The sequence below is a fragment of the Mycobacterium sp. E2989 genome, from assembly GCF_001667595.1.
GTDB lineage: Bacteria > Actinomycetota > Actinomycetes > Mycobacteriales > Mycobacteriaceae > Mycobacterium.
In genome coordinates, this window is the sequence record NZ_LZJX01000037.1 from 1 (window position 1) to 16864 (window position 16864).

Annotated in this window: 17 protein-coding genes; 12 read left to right on the forward strand and 5 right to left on the reverse strand. The window is 70.5% G+C overall.

The window, feature by feature from the left end:
• Positions 1-186, reverse strand: a 186-nt coding sequence (locus tag A5680_RS25625) for a hypothetical protein (RefSeq protein ID WP_156675030.1), incomplete at its 3' end; no start/stop codon positions are given.
• 151 nt (positions 187-337) lie between these two features.
• On the opposite strand from A5680_RS25625, the gene fadD4 reads away from it, so the two are divergent.
• Both fadD4 and A5680_RS07795 read left to right on the forward strand, forming a co-directional pair.
• Complete coding sequence (gene fadD4, locus A5680_RS07790; protein WP_067817926.1) at positions 338-1855, forward strand: fatty-acid--CoA ligase FadD4; 1518 nt, start codon at positions 338-340, stop codon at positions 1853-1855.
• A gap of 47 nt (positions 1856-1902) precedes the next feature.
• Positions 1903-2799: an enoyl-CoA hydratase/isomerase family protein gene (locus A5680_RS07795; protein ID WP_067818005.1), complete on the forward strand. Its 897-nt coding sequence runs from the start codon at positions 1903-1905 to the stop codon at positions 2797-2799.
• Between the two features lie 7 nt (positions 2800-2806).
• Here A5680_RS07795 and A5680_RS07800 read toward each other — a convergent pair whose 3' ends face one another.
• Together A5680_RS07800 and A5680_RS07805 are read right to left on the reverse strand one after the other, a co-directional pair.
• The gene (locus tag A5680_RS07800; protein WP_055401079.1) at positions 2807-3250 is read right to left on the reverse strand and encodes a CD225/dispanin family protein; all 444 of its coding nucleotides are present in this window, start codon (positions 3248-3250) and stop codon (positions 2807-2809) included.
• 116 nt (positions 3251-3366) lie between these two features.
• Entirely contained in the window at positions 3367-4512 is a 1146-nt protein-coding gene (locus tag A5680_RS07805; RefSeq protein WP_067818007.1) for an acyl-CoA dehydrogenase family protein, read from the reverse strand.
• A 30-nt stretch (positions 4513-4542) separates the two neighbouring features.
• Here A5680_RS07805 and A5680_RS07810 point away from each other — a divergent pair, with 30 nt between their 5' ends.
• Genes A5680_RS07810 through A5680_RS07820 form a run of 3 tightly spaced genes read left to right on the forward strand, consistent with a single transcriptional unit; the run spans position 4543 to position 8050 of the window.
• Positions 4543-5544 (forward strand): MaoC family dehydratase, encoded by a 1002-nt coding sequence (locus A5680_RS07810; protein WP_231977585.1) that lies wholly within the window; start codon positions 4543-4545, stop codon positions 5542-5544.
• 17 nt (positions 5545-5561) lie between these two features.
• The gene (locus A5680_RS07815; protein WP_067817931.1) at positions 5562-6752 is read left to right on the forward strand and encodes a CoA transferase; all 1191 of its coding nucleotides are present in this window, start codon (positions 5562-5564) and stop codon (positions 6750-6752) included.
• Positions 6746-8050 (forward strand): amidohydrolase family protein, encoded by a 1305-nt coding sequence (locus tag A5680_RS07820; RefSeq protein ID WP_067817934.1) that lies wholly within the window; start codon positions 6746-6748, stop codon positions 8048-8050. Before A5680_RS07815 ends, A5680_RS07820 begins: the two co-directional genes overlap by 7 nt.
• 7 nt (positions 8051-8057) lie before the next feature.
• On the opposite strand, the gene A5680_RS07825 is transcribed toward A5680_RS07820, so the two are convergent.
• Positions 8058-8957 carry an alpha/beta hydrolase gene (locus A5680_RS07825; protein WP_067817936.1) on the reverse strand — a complete coding sequence of 300 codons (900 nt, stop codon included), beginning with the start codon at positions 8955-8957 and terminating at the stop codon, positions 8058-8060.
• Between the two features lie 106 nt (positions 8958-9063).
• On the opposite strand from A5680_RS07825, the gene A5680_RS07830 reads away from it, so the two are divergent.
• The 7 genes from A5680_RS07830 to A5680_RS07860 all read left to right on the forward strand — a co-directional run bounded on the left by A5680_RS07830 (position 9064) and on the right by A5680_RS07860 (position 16253).
• On the forward strand, positions 9064-9849 hold the full coding sequence (locus tag A5680_RS07830; RefSeq protein ID WP_369827627.1) for an alpha/beta fold hydrolase: 786 nt from the start codon (positions 9064-9066) through the stop codon (positions 9847-9849).
• 158 nt (positions 9850-10007) lie between these two features.
• Complete coding sequence (locus A5680_RS07835) at positions 10008-10676, forward strand: hypothetical protein (RefSeq protein WP_055401070.1); 669 nt, start codon at positions 10008-10010, stop codon at positions 10674-10676.
• 179 nt (positions 10677-10855) lie between these two features.
• Positions 10856-12034 carry an alpha/beta hydrolase gene (locus tag A5680_RS07840; RefSeq protein ID WP_067817939.1) on the forward strand — a complete coding sequence of 393 codons (1179 nt, stop codon included), beginning with the start codon at positions 10856-10858 and terminating at the stop codon, positions 12032-12034.
• Between the two features lie 44 nt (positions 12035-12078).
• Entirely contained in the window at positions 12079-13488 is a 1410-nt protein-coding gene (locus tag A5680_RS07845; RefSeq protein WP_067817942.1) for a wax ester/triacylglycerol synthase family O-acyltransferase, read from the forward strand.
• A 105-nt stretch (positions 13489-13593) separates the two neighbouring features.
• Positions 13594-14370 carry a crotonase/enoyl-CoA hydratase family protein gene (locus A5680_RS07850; RefSeq protein WP_055404527.1) on the forward strand — a complete coding sequence of 259 codons (777 nt, stop codon included), beginning with the start codon at positions 13594-13596 and terminating at the stop codon, positions 14368-14370.
• Positions 14371-14466: 96 nt separating this feature from the next.
• Positions 14467-15960: a class I adenylate-forming enzyme family protein gene (locus A5680_RS07855; RefSeq protein ID WP_067817945.1), complete on the forward strand. Its 1494-nt coding sequence runs from the start codon at positions 14467-14469 to the stop codon at positions 15958-15960.
• Positions 15957-16253: a hypothetical protein gene (locus A5680_RS07860; RefSeq protein WP_067817948.1), complete on the forward strand. Its 297-nt coding sequence runs from the start codon at positions 15957-15959 to the stop codon at positions 16251-16253. Before A5680_RS07855 ends, A5680_RS07860 begins: the two co-directional genes overlap by 4 nt.
• Positions 16254-16257: 4 nt before the next feature.
• Here the strand turns inward: A5680_RS07860 and A5680_RS07865 are convergent, their stop codons facing one another.
• Positions 16258-16824 (reverse strand): TetR/AcrR family transcriptional regulator, encoded by a 567-nt coding sequence (locus tag A5680_RS07865; protein WP_055404545.1) that lies wholly within the window; start codon positions 16822-16824, stop codon positions 16258-16260.
• Positions 16825-16864: the final 40 nt, after the last annotated feature.

Consider the following 16864-nt stretch of genomic DNA (forward strand, 5'->3'; position numbering starts at 1 on the left):
TCCGGAGATCCAGCGCATCGTGCGGACCTCGGCGCGCGAGCTCACCGGCTGCGACGGGGCCACGTTCGTGCTGCGCGCCAGCGACAGTTCCTGGACCGCCTGCAGCAGGCGCTCCATGCCGTCGACATAGTCGTACACGCCGAATTGGCCGGTGGGAGAACAGCACGCGGCGGGCACCGTGTCCATGTGCACCTCCGAACCCGTCGCGCCAGCAAACCGGCGGCGTAGAGGCAATGTACCGTACCGGCGAACGCGCCGGGGGCGGTGAATCCGCCGGTGACCGGGATTTCAGCAACCACTTGACACCCGTCAAGTTTTTCGGCGGTACAGTCTGCGCATGCAGATTCGTGAGTATCTCGGGACGGGCAAGCCCGCGATCATTCTTCACCCGTCCGGCACCGTCATCACCTTCGACGAGCTGGAGGCGCGGGCCAACCGGCTGGCGCACTACTTCCGGCGGGCCGGCCTCACCGAGGGCGACGCGGTCGCGATCCTCATGGAGAACAACGAGCACATCCACGCGGTCATGTGGGCCGCGCGCCGCAGCGGCCTGTACTACGTGCCGATCAACACCCACCTGACGGCGGCCGAGGCCGCCTACATCGTCGACAACAGCGCCGCCAAGGCGATCATCGGGTCGGCCGCGCTGCGCAAAACCTGCGAGAACCTGGCCGAGCACTTGCCGCGCGGCCTGCCCGAACTGCTGCTGATCGCTGACGACGACCTCGACGGTTGGCGGCGCTACCCCGAATGCGTTGCGGGCGAGCCGGACACCCCGATCGACGACGAGCTCGAGGGCGACCTACTGCAGTATTCGTCGGGCACCACCGGCCGGCCCAAGGGCATCAAACGCGAATTGCCGCACGTGCCGCCGGCCGAGGCGCCCGGCATGATGTCCGCACTCGTCGGCTTCTGGATGACGCCCGACTCGATCTACCTGAGCCCCGCGCCGCTGTATCACACCGCGCCGTCGGTGTGGTCGATGAGCGCGCAGGCGGGCGGCATCACGACCGTGGTGCTGGAGAAGTTCGACCCCGAGGGCTGCCTGCAGGCCATCCAGCGCTACCGCGTCACGCACGGCCAGTTCGTCCCGGCAATGTTCACCCGGATGCTGAAACTGCCCGAGGCGGTGCGCAATTCGTACGACCTGTCCAGCCTGCAGCGGGCGATGCACGCCGCGGCGCCGTGTCCGGTGGAGATCAAGAAGCAGATGATGGACTGGTGGGGCCCGATCATCGACGAGTACTACGCCTCCTCGGAAGCCCACGGGTCGACGCTGATCATGGCCGAGGACTGGCTGGCGCATCCGGGTTCGGTGGGCAAACCCATGGCAGGCGCCGTGCACATCCTCGACGAGAACGGCGACGAGCTGCCGCCGGGGCAGGCGGGCGAGATCTACTTCGAGGGCGGAATGTCGTTCGAATACCTCAATGACGAGACGAAAACCGCCGCCTCCCGCTCCAGGCACGGGTGGGCAACCGTCGGCGACATCGGCTACCTCGACGACGAGGGCTACCTGTACCTCACCGACCGGCGCCACCACATGATCATCTCCGGCGGGGTGAACATCTACCCGCAGGAAGCGGAGAACCTCTTGGTGACTCACCCGAAGGTGTTGGACGCGGCGGTATTCGGCGTGCCCGACGACGAGATGGGGCAGCGGGTCGTGGCGGCCGTGCAGACCGTCGACCCCGCGGACGCCACGGACAGGTTCGCCGACGAGCTGGTGTCGTGGCTGCGGGATCGCCTGGCGCACTACAAGTGTCCGCGCTCCATCGCGTTCGAGGCTCAGCTTCCGCGCACCGACACCGGCAAGCTCTACAAGAACGGGCTGATCGAGAAGTACTCGGTGTGACACTGCGGATCGTCGACCTGGCGGAGCCGGCGCCGACCGGCGACGTCATGCCCGCGGGGGTGGTCATCGCCGTGGGGCAAGTCGCGGGCGCCCCCGAATTCTGGCTCCAGAACGCGACATTCACGCTGACCGAGGAGGGCGACTGCGCGGACCGCCGGGTGATCGTCGTCGACTCGGTGCCCGACGCACTGGCCGCGCTCACCGAGCGCTGCGGGCGGTGGCCGCGGGCAAGCGCCGTGTGCGACGACGTCTTACGAGCGATCGATCCCGCCGGCCCGGCGCTGCCCGCCGTCCTGACCGAATCGTTGGCCTACTCGACCTTGCAGGCGGGCCCCGAGTTCGCGCGCTGGTTGGGCGAACGCGGCCCGGCCGAAGTGCCCGACATCGCCGATCCGGTGCGGGCGGAGCGCGACGGCGACACGCTGCGCATCGCGTTCAACCGGCCGCAGCGCCACAACGCCTTCTCCACCGACACCCGGGCCGCGCTGCTGGAGGCGCTGACCGTCGCGCAGCTGGACCCCTCGGTGACCGGGATCGTGTTGAGCGGCAACGGGCCGTCGTTTTGCAGCGGCGGGGACCTCGCCGAATTCGGCACCTTCGCCGATCCGGCGAGCGCGCACCTGGCCCGCACCCGGCACAGCCCCGCGCTGGCCCTCGACGCGCTCACCGCACGGCTCGGCCGCGCCTGCAGGGCGGAGGTGCACGGCCGCGTGCTGGGCAGCGGGCTGGAGATGGCGGCGTTCTGCGGCTGGGTCTCCGCGCGGGCCGACGCGGTGTTCGGGCTACCCGAACTGCAGCTCGGCCTGATCCCGGGCGCCGGCGGGACGCTGAGCGTCACCCGCCGGATCGGCCGGTGGCGCACCGCCTATCTCGTGCTGTCCGGCCGCACCATCGACGCGCAGACCGCGCTGGCCTGGGGCCTGGTCGACGCCGTCTGCGCCTAAAGCGTTGTCAGAAGCCCGAATACGTGGTGGTCGTGGTCGACGGCAGGTTGGAGACGGCGATCACGCCGATGGCCACATACAGGATGATCATGATCACCGCGAACACGACACCGACGATGGCGCCGATGATGGCCCACTTCTTGGCGCTGTCGGCCGCCGCCTGGGCCTCGGCGTACCGCCCCTGGGACCACAGCCCGGAGACCTTGGTGGAGTACACGATCGAGACGATGCCGAACGGCAGGCAGCACAGCACGGTGCACAGGATGGCCCAGACGAGGTAGTTGTCCGGCTCGGCCTGGCCCGGCCAACCCGCTTGCGGCGCCGGGTAACCCGGTTGCGGCGCGGGATAACCCGGTTGCGGCGCCTGCCAGCCCGGCTGCTGGCCCTGCCATTCGGGCGGCTGACCCTGAAACTCCGGCGAGCCCTCGTATGGCCCTGGGGGATAACTCATGGCAGCCGACTTTCTTTCGACGCAGTAGCTTTTACCCGCCCGCCGCTTTGCTGGCGGATAAGTCAGGCAAGGATACAGCACACGTCGTCGTCAAGCCCGCACATTCGGACTCGCGCTCAGATGCCGCCCCGCGCCACGAGTTGCCCGGCGATCACGTTGCGCTGAATCTCGTTGGTGCCTTCGCCGACGATCATCAGGGGCGCGTCGCGGAAGTACCGCTCCACGTCGTATTCGCATGAGTAGCCGTACCCGCCGTGAATCCGCACCGCGTTCAGCGCGATCTCCATCGCCACTTCGGAGGCGAAGAGTTTGGCCATGCCGGCCTCCATGTCGCAGCGTTCACCGCTGTCGTAGCGCTCGGCGGCGTAGCGGGTGAGCTGCCGCGCCGCGGTCAGCTTGGTCGCCATGTCGGCCAGGTAGTTGCCGACCGACTGGTGCTTCCAGATGGGCCTTCCGAAGCTTTCCCGTTGCTGCGCATACGCGAGCGCGTCCTCGAGCGCCGCCGTACCCACGCCCAGGGCGCGGGCGGCCACCTGGATGCGGCCGGTCTCGAGGCCCTTCATCATTTGCGAAAAGCCTTCGCCCAGCTGGCCTCCCAGGACCGCGGACTCGGGCGCACAGAAGTCGTCGAAGGACAGCTCGCAGGACTCGACCCCCTTGTAGCCCAGCTTGGGCAGGTCCCGCGACACCGTCAGGCCGGGCCCGTGCTGGACGAGCACGATCGAGATGCCGCGATGGCGCGGGGTGGCTTGCGGATCGGTCTTGCACAGCAACGCGATCAGCCCCGACCGCCGCGCGTTGCTGATCCACGTCTTGGACCCGTTGATGCGCAAGCCCCCGGAGCCGTCAGGCACAGCGGTGGTCGTCATGTTCTGCAGGTCCGAACCACCGCCCGGCTCCGTCAACGCCATGGTGGCCCGCAGCTCGCCGGTCGCCATCGCCGGCAGGTGGGCCCGCTTCTGCTCGTCGGTGCCGAACAGCGTCAGCAGCTTGGCCACCACGGTGTGTCCGCCCATCGCGCCGGCCAGGCTCATCCAGCCGCGGGCCAGCTCCTCGGTGACCCGCACGTAGCACGGCATCGACACCGGCGACCCGCCGTATTCCTCGGGGACGGCCAGGCCGAAAATGCCGATCCGCTTCATCTGCTCTATCCACGCCTCGGGGTAGGTGTTGGCGTGCTCGACGTCGCGGACGGTCGGCTTCACGTCGCGGTCGATGAACGCCCGCACCGTGGCGACCAGCATCTCTTCTTCGTCGTTCAGCTCACTTCTCACATGTGCCATATTGGCCCCGTGACCTATGCGCGTGTACGGGAGGGCGGGCCCTACTTCGACGACCTTTCCCTCGGTCAGGTCTTCGACTGGGCGCCCGCGGCGACGCTGTCGTCGGGATTGGCCGCCGCCCACCAGGCGATCGTGGGCGATCGGCTGCGGCTCGCGCTGGACGCCAACCTGTGCGCGGCCGTCACCGGCCTGCCCGCCCCGCTCGCGCATCCGGCGCTGGTGTGCGACGTGGCGATCGGGCAGTCGACGCTGGCCACCCAGCGGGTCAAGGCCAACCTGTTCTATCGCGGGCTGGTGTTCCACCGGTTCCCGGTGATCGGCGATTCCCTCTATACGCGCACGGAAGTGGTTGGGCTGCGCCCCAATTCGCCGAAGCCCGGCCGGGCGCCGACCGGACTGGCGGCGCTGCGGATGACCACCGTCGACCAGGACGACCGGTTGGTGCTCGACTTCTACCGATGCGGCATGCTGCCCGCCGGCCCCGGCTGGCGGCCCGCGGCCGACGTCGCGCCGCCCGACGACCTGTCCGCCATCGGCACCGACGCGCCCGGCCCCGCGGCCGACCCGACCGCGACGTGGGACGGCGCCGCGTTCCGCGGCAAGGTGCCCGGCCCGCATTTCGACCCCGGTCTGGCCGGCGCGGTGCTGCACAGCACCGGCGACGTCGTCAGCGGCGCGCCGGAGCTCGCCCGGCTGACCCTGAATATCGCCGCGACACACCATGATTCGCGCGTCGCGGGCGGCCGACTGGTGTACGGCGGCCATACCATCGGGCTGGCCCTCGCGCAGGCGAGCAGGCTGCTGCCCAATCTGGTGACGGTGCTGGGCTGGCAATCCTGCGACCACACCGGCCCGGTGCACGAGGGCGACACGTTGTACAGCGAGTTGCATGTCGAATTCGCCGAGCCGACCGCCCACGGGGGCGTGCTCGGGCTGCGGTCGCTCGTCTACGCCGTCGGCGAACCGGATCGCGCGGTATTGGACTGGCGATTCAGCGCGCTGCAGTTCTGAGGAGACCCGCGAGCACAATGGGGGGCGTGAGCTCGGCCGCGTCGATGTGGGGCAGCAGCGGGCTGGCCTACCTGACCGGTCTGCCGGACGGGCCGCCCGACTTCTCCCGCGCCAACGTGCTGACCCGCGCCCGGCGGGTGGCCGCGGCCGCCGGCGAGCGCTTGCGCATCACCGTCGATGCCGCCGAACTGCTGGCCGGGCGGGCCGCAATGCTGGGCCTGAGCCGCGGCGGCCGGGTGTCGGCGGGTGGTGCCACCCGGTTGCTGGTCACCGCCGACGGCTGGTGCGCCATCACGCTGTCACGCACCGACGACGCCGCGGCCGTCCCCGCGCTGGTGCAAACCGATGACGTGCCCGAGGACCCCTGGCCGACGCTGCGGCGCTGGGCCGCAACGCGACAGCGCTCGGCGATCCTCGAGCGCGCGGCCCTGCTCGACATCCCCGCGGCGGCCCTCGGCGAAGCGGCGGCCGCGGCGCCGCGGATACGACCGCTGGGCGGCCGCGGGCCGGCGCGCGACGCCGGCGGGTTGCTGGTCGCCGACCTGTCCTCCATGTGGGCGGGCCCGCTGTGCGGACAGCTGCTGGCCCGCGCCGGAGCGACCGTCGTCAAGGTCGAGAGCCCGGCGCGCCCGGACGGCACCCGGGCGGGCAACCCGGCCTTCTTCGACTGGATGAACGGTGAAAAGCTTTCGTACTGCGTGGATTTCGATGCGCACGCCGACCAGTTGCGCGCGTTGCTCGCCGCGGCCGACGTCGTGATCGAGGGCTCGCGCCCCGCGGCGTTGACGCGGCGGGGGCTGGGGCCGGAGCAGGTCGAGCCGCGGGCGGGGCGAATCTGGTTGCGCATCAAGGGCCATGCCGACGGCAGGCCCGCGTTCGGCGACGACGCCGCGGTGGCCGGTGGCCTCGTCGGCGTCGCCGCCGACGGGCCGGTGTTCTGCGGCGACGCCATCGCCGATCCGCTGACGGGGCTGGAGGCCGCCCGGGCGGTCGCCGAATCGCTGGGGCGTGGCGGCGGCGAACTGGTCGAGATCTCGATGGCCGCCGCCGCGGCCGGCTACGCGGCGCTGCCCACGCTGGCGTCGGTCGCGAACCGGCCGGCGCCGCCCCCGCCGGTCCCGGCGACGGCCCGGCCGGCGGCCCGGCTGGGGGCCGACAACGACGCCGTGCGCCGGTTGGTATCCGCACGGACCTGCAGCCCGTGCTGATTCGGGGCGCCACCCTGCTGGACGGCACGACCACCGACATCAGGGTCGGCGACCGGATCGACGAAATGGGTGAGGCGCTGGTCGCCGAGCGCGGCGAGGGCGTGCTCTACGCCGGCGAGGGACTCGTCCTGCCCGGCCTGCACGACCACCACGTGCACGTGCGCTCCGCCGCCTCCGCGCTGGACTCCTTCTTCGTCGGCCCACCCGGGGTCAGCACCAAAACCGAACTGACCCAACTGTTGTCGAACGCCACGCCGGGACCGGACGGGTGGATCCGCGCCGTCGGCTATCACGAATCGGTGGCCGGTGACCTGGACCGGGCCGCCCTCGACGCGATGGTTCGGCGCGTCCCGGTGCGCATCCAGCATCGCAGCGGTGCGCTGTGGATCCTCAACTCCGAGGCGCTGGGCCGCGTCGGGTTGGCCGACCATCCCGATGGGCGCCTGCGCAGCGCGGACCACGGCTGGTCGGACCTGTTGCAGCGGCGCGAGAGCGACCTCGCCGAACTCAGCCGGCGCATCACCGCGACCGGCGTCACCGGCGTCACCGACGCCACCCCCGATCTCGACGCCGACGACATGGTGTCGCTGATGGTGGCGCACCGGCGCGGCGAGTTTCGGCCGCGGCCGAGCTTTCTGTCCCCCAGCAAGAAGATCCTGCACGACGACCGCCTCGACCTGGACGGCCTGTCGGACTGGATCGCCGGGCACCACCGGGAGGACCGGCCGGTCGCCGTGCACTGCGTGACCGCCGCCCAACTGGTGGTCACCATCGCGGCACTGCGGGCGGCCGGCGGCCATCCGCGGGACCGCATCGAGCACGCGGCCGTCGTGCCGGACGACAACGTGGCCGACCTGGCCGAGCTCGGCGTCACGGTGGTGACCCAGCCCAATTTCGTCGCAGAGCGCGGCGATCACTACCTCGCCGACGTCCCCGCCGCCGAGCATCCCGCGCTTTGGCGGGTCGCCTCCCTGTCGAAAGCGGCGGTGCCGGTGGCCTTTTCCACCGACATGCCGTTCGGTCACGGCGACCCATGGACGGCCATGCGCGCCGCCGTCCACCGCACCACCCCCGGCGGCGCAGTGCTCAATGCCAACGAATGTGTTTCCGCCCGAACGGCTTTGACGATGTTTCTGGGCCGGCCGGACCGGCCGGCCCAGCCGCGCACGGTCGCGGTCGGTGAGCCGGCGGACCTCTGCGTGCTGAGCGAGCCCCCGCACACGGCGCTGGCCGAGCTCGACGCCGGCATGGTGGCGGCCACCGTCATCGGCGGCGAGCTCGTTTACTTCGCGATGTGACCGGCGATCACGCCGCGAGGGCGAGCGCCGCGCGCAGACTGCCGCACTGGCTGTCGAAAAACCGCTGCGACACTTGCGCTTTGGGCACGACGAGGTCGAAGCCGTGGAAGGCGCCCGGAACGGTCTCGACCTGGCACGGCACCCCGGCGGCGGTCAGACGTTCGGCGTAGGCCAGGTCCTCGTCGTGGAACAGGTCATGCGTGCCGACCCCGATCCAGGCCGGCGGCAGGCCGCTCAGGTCTTCGCGCCGCCCCGGCACGGCCACCCACGGGTCGGCGTCGCCGAGGTACGCCGACCAACCGAACTCGTTGCTGCGGTTGTCCCACAGCCGGTAGTTCGGACTGCGGCCGGTGGCCGAGCTGCGGTCGTCGAGCATGGGATAGGTCAGCAGCTGGAACGCGGGGCTGACCTCGGCACGGTCTCGTGCCAGCAGGGCCAGCGCCGCCGCCAGCCCGCCGCCGGCGCTCGCGCCGCCGATCGCCACCCGGTAGCGGTCCACGGACGGCAGCCCGGCCAGCCAGGTCAACGCCGAATAGCAGTCCTCCAGCGGGGCGGGGTACGGATGCTCCGGTGCCAGGCGGTATTCCACCGACGCGACAACGATGCCCAGGCGCCGGCTGAACTTGCTGCAAAGCCGGTCGTCCTGCTTGGCCGTGCCGATCACGTACCCGCCGCCGTGGATCCACAGCAGCGCCGGGGACGGCTCGGCCAGGCCCGCCGGCCGGAAGAGCCGGACGCCCGCCCCCGAACCCAGGGTGATCACCTCGACGTCGCGGGCGGGCCTGCCCAGGCGTTCGCGCAGCGCCATGCTGGCCCGCATGATCGGCAGGGTCCGGCGACCGACCAGGCGGCGGGGGGCGAAACGGGCGATCCGCTGCAGGTCGGGATGAACTTCGGCGTGCGGCACCGCATCAGTATCCCCGACGCCTCACCGGCGAAACCTGGTATCAGTGATACCGGGAGGCAACGTGAGCGGAAACGCCCCGCGGCTGAATCCGCGGTTCGTCGACACCGTGCTCGGCAAGATCCGCGTGCAGGTCACCCCCGGCGCCGGCGCCGCCGTGCTGCTGTGGCCCAGCCTGCTGATGACCGGGGACCTGTGGGCCGGCCAGGCCGCGCGCTTCGGCGAGGCCCACCGCTTGGTGCTCATCGACCCACCCGGCCACGGCGGCAGCGAGCCCCTCGGGTCGGGCTTCACCTTCGCCGACTGCGCCCGCTGCGTCGTCGACCTGTTGGACGGGCTCGGCATCGACCGCGCCCACTTCGTCGGCAATTCGTGGGGCGGCATGATCGGCGCCACGTTCGCGGCCCACTATCCCGACCGCGTGCACCGCGCCGTCCTGATGAACTGCACGGCGTCGAAAGCCGGTGCCGTTCAGAAGGCGAAGTACGCGGCCATGCTGCGCGTGGCGGCGCTGCTGGGCGGGATCCGGCCGCCCCTGACGCGGTCGGCGCTGCGCGCCTTCGTCGGCCCGACGACGCTGCGCACCCGGCCCGACGTGGTCGAGGCCGTGCGCGCGAACCTGCGGACGGTCAACATCGAATCGGCGCGGTGGGCGGTCCGCAGCGTGGTACCCGCCCGGCCCGACCAGCACGCCCTGTTGCGAACGATCACGGTGCCCGTCCTGGTGGTCGCCGGTGCGGAGGACGCCACCTTCCCGGTCGCGGAGACCCGGGCCATGGCCGAGTCGATTCCCGGCGCGGCCTTCCGCGTGCTCGACGGGATCGCACACCTGGCGGCGCTCGAGGACCCCGCCCGGGTGAATGACGTGCTGGACGCCTTCCTGTTCGACAGTTGATCCGTGAGAACCCTTGGATTAACCGGTCGAAGATCGGGGTATCGGAGCAATGCTGACGAGCGTGTGTCAGCGTGCAGCTGTTGCTAGTTCGTCGTCGCAACGTCCCTCGCCGGGACCGAGCGCGGGCCGCCCGGTTGGGCAGGACGCGAGGGACGTGAATGCTGGGTCATCTTTACGATCGGGCACTCGGCGGCGAGCGATGTTGGATCCGCCACGACGACGGCGAGCTTCGGCCGCTGCCGGCGCACCGCTGGTTGGGCGTGCGATGTCCGGATGACGTGTGTCCCGGTGATGGATCTGGTGACGCCTTCGACGAAGACTTCGACGAAGCCGTCACGCAGATGTGCACCGGGCCGACCATTGAATTGGGTTGCGGGCCGGGCCGGTTGGTGGCCCGGCTGATTCAGCGGGGGATACCGGCCCTGGGCATCGACCGCTCGGTGGCCGCGATCCGGCTGGCGGGCCGCGGCGGCGCACCGGTCCTGCTGGGCGACGTGTTCGACCCGCTGCCCGCGATGGGGCTCTGGCAGACGGTGCTGCTGGTTGACGGCAACGTCGGCCTCGGCGGAGACCCGCGCCGCATCCTGGGGCGGGCGACCGAGCTGTTGGCGCGGGGCGGGCGCTGCGTGGCCGAGTTCGATGCCGAGGACATCGGCGTCCGTTCGCGCTGGGTGCGGCTGGAGTCGGCGCGCGAGGTCGGGCCCTGGTTCCGCTGGGCGTCGGTCGGCGTGGACAGCGCCGCCGGGCTCGCCGCGCAGGTCGGCCTGACGCTGACCGGTTGCCGGCTGATCGGCGGCCGGGTGATCGCGTGCCTGGCCGCCAGATGAGCGTGTCGCGACGGGTCTCGGACAGCAAACGCTGCCAAGGTTTTGAACAGGTCGACTTGTCACAGAGCAATTGCGCGCGGGACGTTTATGCAACGCCGCGCGTGCCGTCGGCTCAAACGTCAGTTTCGAAGTTGGGGCCGGGGGTACGCTGCCCTCACACGACGGCAAGGAGGCCGAGTATGAGTTCGTGCGCGAAATGGTTGCTGCGGGCCCGTCCCGGCGACTACGCGCTGGCCTTGAGCGTCGCAAGCGCTTCGCTGCCGGTGGTCGGTAAGCACCTCGAGCCCCTGGGCGGACTCACCGCTATGGGCATTTGGGGCGCCCGGCACGCGAACGACTTCCTTTCCGGGCGCAAGGAGCAGCGGCCGTCGGACGGCGACGCCGCCCGGCCCCAGGACGGGGCGAGCCTGCAGGACGTGTCCGTCGCGGCCCTGCGCGGCATCGTGTCCGCCGCGGACCTCGAATTGGAGTGGCCGGCCGCGCTGCGCACGCCACCGATCTGGGACGGGTTGCGCCAGCGCCGCTACCTGCACCGTCGCGCGGTCCACTATGGCGACCACCCCGCGCAGGTGCTCGACGTCTGGCGCCGCAAGGACCTGCCCGCGCAGCCCGCGCCGGTGCTGATCTTCGTGCCCGGCGGCGCCTGGGTGCACGGTAGGTGCATGGGGCAGGGCACCGCCCTGATGTCGCGGCTGGCCGAGCAGGGCTGGGTCTGCCTGGCGATCGACTACCGCGTCGCCCCGCATCACCGCTGGCCGCGCCACATCGTCGACGTCAAGACCGCGATCGCGTGGGCCCGGGCAAACGTCGACAAGTTCGGCGGTGACCGCAATTTCGTCGCGGTGGCGGGCTGTTCGGCCGGCGGCCACCTGTCCGCGCTGGCCGGGCTCACCCCCGACGACGCGCAGTACCACGCGAAGCTGCCCGAAGGCGCCAACACCTCGGTGGATGCCGTGGTCGGCATCTACGGCCGCTACGACTGGGAGGACCGCTCGACTCCCGAGCGGGACCGGTTCGTCGACTTCCTCGAGCGGGTGGTCGTCCGCAAGCGGATGGACCGTCACCCGGAGTTGTTCCGCGACGCGTCGCCGATGGCGCGCGTGCACCGAAACGCCCCGCCGTTCTTGGTGATTCACGGCAGCCGGGACAGCGTCATCCCCGTCGAGCAGGCGCGCAGCTTCGTCGACCGGATGCGCGCGGTCTCCCACTCGATGGTCGGCTACCTGGAGCTGCCCGGCGCGGGCCACGGGTACGACCTCATCGACGGGGAGCGGGCGGGCGCCGCGGCGCACGCGGCGTCGCTGTTCCTCAACCAGGTGTATCGCACCAAGACGAACGCGGCCAAAGAGGTTATCTGAACTGCCGCCGCTGAGTATGGTCCCTCTATGGGTAAGGGGCAGGGGTGAAACGGCTCAGCGGGTGGGACGCGGTTCTGCTGTACAGCGAAACGCCGAACGTGCACATGCACACCATCAAAGCCGCTGTGGTCGAGCTGGATCCCGATCGGCATGACTTCGACATCGACACGTTCCGCGAGGTCATCCGCGGCCGGCTGAACAAGCTCGAGCCGTTCTGCTACCAGCTGGTCGAAATACCGTTCCAGCTACACCATCCGATGTGGCGGGAGAACTGCGAGGTGGACCTCTCCTACCACATTCGGCCGCTGCGGCTGCCCGCGCCGGGCGGGCGGCGCGAGCTGGACGAGGCCATCGGGCGCATCGCGAGCACGCCGTTGGACCGCAGCCGCCCGTTGTGGGAGATGTACTTCGTCGAGGGCCTCGCCAACAACCGCATCGGGGTGGTCGGCAAGATCCACCACGCGCTCGCCGACGGCGTCGCGTCGGCCAACCTGCTGGCCCGCGGCATGGACCTGCAGCCGGGGCCGGAGGGCGGCCCGTACGAGTGCGATCCGCCGCCCACCACCCGGCAGCTGATGAGTTCGGCGTTCGCCGATCACCTGCGCCACGTCGGACGGATCCCCGGGACCATCCGCTACACCGCCCAGGGGCTCGGCCGGGTCCGGCGCAGCTCCCGCAAGCTGTCCCCGGAGCTGAGCCGGCCGTTCGAGCCGCCACCGAGTTTCATCAACCACAAGATCACCCCCGAGCGCAGGTTCGCCACCGCCACCCTGGCGCTGACCGACGTCAAGGAGACCGGCAAGCGGCTGGGCGCGACGATCAACGACATGGTGCTCGCCATGTCGGCCGGGGCGCTGCGGACGCTGCTGCTGCGCTACGACGGCCAGGCCGAACCCCTCCTGGCGTCGGTGCCGATGAGTTTCGACTTCTCGCCCGACCGGATCTCCGGGAACCGCTTCACCGGCGTGCTGGTGGGCCTGCCCACCGATTCCGACGATCCGCTGGAGCGGGTGCGGTGCAGCCACGAGAACGCCATCGCCGCCAAGGAGAGCAACCAGCTGATGGGGCCGGAGCTGGTCAGCCGCTGGGCGGCCTACATGCCGCCCGCCCCCACCCAGGCGTTCTTCCGGTGGGCCTCCGGCCGGGACGGGCACAACAAGATCCTCAACCTGAACATCTCCAACGTGCCCGGGCCGCGACAGCGCGGCCGGGTGGGCGGCGCGCTGGTCACCGAGATCTACTCGGTGGGTCCGTTGACCGCCGGCAGCGGGCTGAACATCACCGTGTGGAGCTACGTCGATCAGCTCAACATCTCCGTGCTGTCCGACGGCGCCACGCTCAAGGACCCGCACGAGGTGACCGAGGCGATGGTCGCCGATTTCATCGAAATACGCAGGGCCGCAGGCCTTTCCGAGGAGCTCACCGTCGTCGAAGCGGCGATGGCGCCGGCCTGACCGGCGGGCCGTTGGAAATGTCACTCTCGCCTGGCGTCAATGGCGTTCTAACCGACCGCTAACATCACAGCAGCCGTCCCTATCCGATGAAGCTGTGGGAGCACCGTGAGCGAAGAAGCCAACGAACCCGAAGTCCTGGTCGAACAGCGGGACCGGATCCTGATCATCACGATCAACCGGCCGAAGGCCAAGAACGCGGTCAACGCCGCGGTCGCCAACGGCCTAGCCGAGGCCGTCGACCGGCTCGACGGCGATCCGGGCCTCTCGGTGGGCATCCTCACCGGCGCCGGCGGATCCTTCTGCGCGGGCATGGACCTCAAGGCCTTCGCGCGGGGCGAGCTGCCGATCGTCGAGGGTCGCGGCATGGGCTTCACCGAGCGTCCGCCCGTCAAACCGCTCATCGCGGCCGTCGAGGGCTACGCCCTGGCCGGCGGCACCGAGTTGGCGCTGGCCACCGACCTGATCGTCGCGTCCAAGGACTCGGCCTTCGGCATCCCGGAGGTCAAGCGCGGACTGGTCGCCGGCGGCGGCGGCCTGCTGCGGCTGCCGCAGCGCATCCCGTCGGCCATCGCCATGGAGCTCGCCCTCACCGGTGACAACCTGCCGGCCGAGCGGGCGCACAAGCTGGGATTGGTCAACGTGCTGGCCGAGCCGGGCAAGGCGCTCGACGAGGCCATCGCGCTCGCCGAGCGGATCGCGGCCAACGGGCCGCTCGCGGTGGCCGCCACCAAGCGGATCATCGTCGAGTCGCGCGGCTGGAGCCCTGAGGAGATGTTCGCCGAGCAGAACAAGCTGCTGGCCCCGGTGTTCTCGTCCAACGACGCCAAGGAGGGGGCGATCGCCTTCGCCGAGAAGCGTCCGCCGCGCTGGACGGGCAGCTGAGGCCGCGGTCCGCGGCCCGGCCTCGGCGTGGTTAAACTACAGTCGGGCATGACACTTTTGGCCAGCTTTGTAACGCGTTGATACCGGAGTGCAAGCGTGAGTATTTCGTTGCTGCTGGAGATGGCGGCGTCGAGCAATCCCGATCGCACGGCGGTTGTCTCCGGTGACCTGCGGCTGACCACCCAGCAGCTCAGCGATCTCGCCGACGGCGGCGCCGGGGTGATCGCGGAATCCAACGCCAAGCACGTGGTCTACGTGGGCACCGGCGGCGCGGCGCTGCCGGTGCTGATCTTCGCGGCCGCGCGCGCCGGGGTGGCCTTCACCCCGATCAATTACCGGCTGTCGGCCGACGGCATCCAGGCGCTCATCGATCGCCTGCCCGAACCGCTGGTGATCGTCGACGGCCGCTACCGGGACATGGTCGGCGACGCCGCGGGCCGGCTGATGACCACCGACGAGTTCCTGGCGGCCGCGCGCGACAACGAGCCGGCGGCGGAATTCCCCGACCCGGACTCGGTCGCGATCGTGCTGTTCACGTCGGGCACCACGTCGCAGCCCAAGGCCGTCGAACTGTCGCACAACAACCTGACCAGCTATGTGACCGGCACGGTGGAGTTCGAATCGGCCGCCGAGAGCGACGCCGCGCTGATCTGCGTGCCGCCCTATCACATCGCCGGGGTGGGCGCCGCGCTGTCGAACCTGTACGCCGGCCGCAAAATGGTGTACCTGCCGAATTTCGATGCGCAGGAATGGGTTCGGCTGATCAACGCCGAGAACGTGACCACCGCGACGGTGGTGCCCACCATGCTGGACCGCATCGTCGCCGCGCTGGAGGCCGACGGCCACGAGCTGCCGTCGCTGCGCAACCTCGCGTACGGCGGTTCGAAGGTGGGGCTGCCGCTGGTGCGCCGGGCCCTGGAACTGCTGCCGGGGGTGGGCTTCGTCAACGCCTACGGGCTGACCGAAACGAGCTCGACCATCGCGGTGCTGACCCCCGACGACCACCGGGCGGCGCAGGGCGCGGAGACGCCCGAGGCCGCCCGGCGGTTGGCGTCGGTCGGGCGGCCCGTGCCCGGCATCGAGATCGAGATTCGCGATGAGGACGGCAATGTGCTCGGGCCCGGCGAGACCGGCGAGCTGTTCGTCCGCGGTGAGCAGGTGTCCGGACGTTACACCGGGATCGGTTCGGTGCTCGACGAAAACGGTTGGTTCCCAACCAAAGACATCGCCATGCTGGACGAGGAAGGCTACCTGTTCATCGGCGGGCGCAGCGACGATACGATCATCCGCGGCGGCGAGAACATCGCCCCCGCCGAGCTCGAAGAAGTCTTGGTCGAGCATCCGCACGTGCGCGACGTCGCCGTGGTCGGCGTCGAGGATCCGCAGTGGGGCCAGGCGATCGTCGCCGTGGTGGTGCCCCGCCCCGGCGCGGAACCGGACCCCGAGGAATTGCGCGAGCATGTCCGTAAAAGCTTGCGCGGGTCGCGAACCCCGGACCGGGTGGTGTTTCGCGACGAGCTGCCCACGACCCCCACCGGCAAGGTACTTCGCCGGGAGATCATCGAGACGCTGGAAGGGCTACGTGCATGATCAAGAATGGAACCCGCCTGGCCAGCCAGGTGTGTGACACGCAGGTGATCGTCGTCAGGAGCGCCGACAGCCTCGACGACTTGCGTTGTGGCGGTGCGCCGATGGTGCCGATAGGCGGCGAGCGGTCGGGCGAGTTGGACCCCGCCTTCGCCGCCGGCACCGTGATGGGCAAGCGCTACGTCGACGAGACCGGCGCCGAGGTGCTGGTGACCAAGCCGGGCGCGGGCAGCCTGAGCGTCGGTCAGACCGCGCTGCAACTCAAGGAGGTCAAGCCGCTGCCGGCCAGCGACTGAGGCGTTACTCGCCGATATTGTTGCGGAGCACGAATTCCCTTGCCTTGATCAGGAATTCGAGCTGATCGCCGACCTGGCGCAGCGGATCGATGCTGCCGCTCGAACGGGACAGCACAATGGCGCCCTCCAGGGCGGCGACCGACATCATGGCCAGCGACGCGGCGCACGGCTCGTCGAAGCCGTCGTGAGTGAACGCCCGGGTCAACGCGGCGCACCAGCGGCCCAGGATGGCGCCGGCCTCCTCGGAAAGCTTGGGGTCGGTGTCATCCGAGCCGATCGCCGCGGCCACCACCGGGCAGCCGGCGTTGAAGCCGCCCTCGGTCAGCAGGCGCTCCCAGAACTCGACGAACTTGCCCAGCAGCACCCGGGCGCCCTGGTCGACGGCGTCGTCGATCATCGCGGTGATGGAGTCACCGGAATAGCGCAGGGCCTCGATCAGGATCTGGTTGCGGCCGTCGGGGAAGTGGTAGTAGACGGAGCCGCGCGGCGCGCCGCTGCGGGCTAGCACCGCGTCGATGGTCACCCCGGCGGCGCCGCGTTCACGCATCACCTCTGCGGCGCTGGCCAGCATCTTCTTGCGCGTGCCGCCGCGCTTCGTCGGGGCGAGGTCC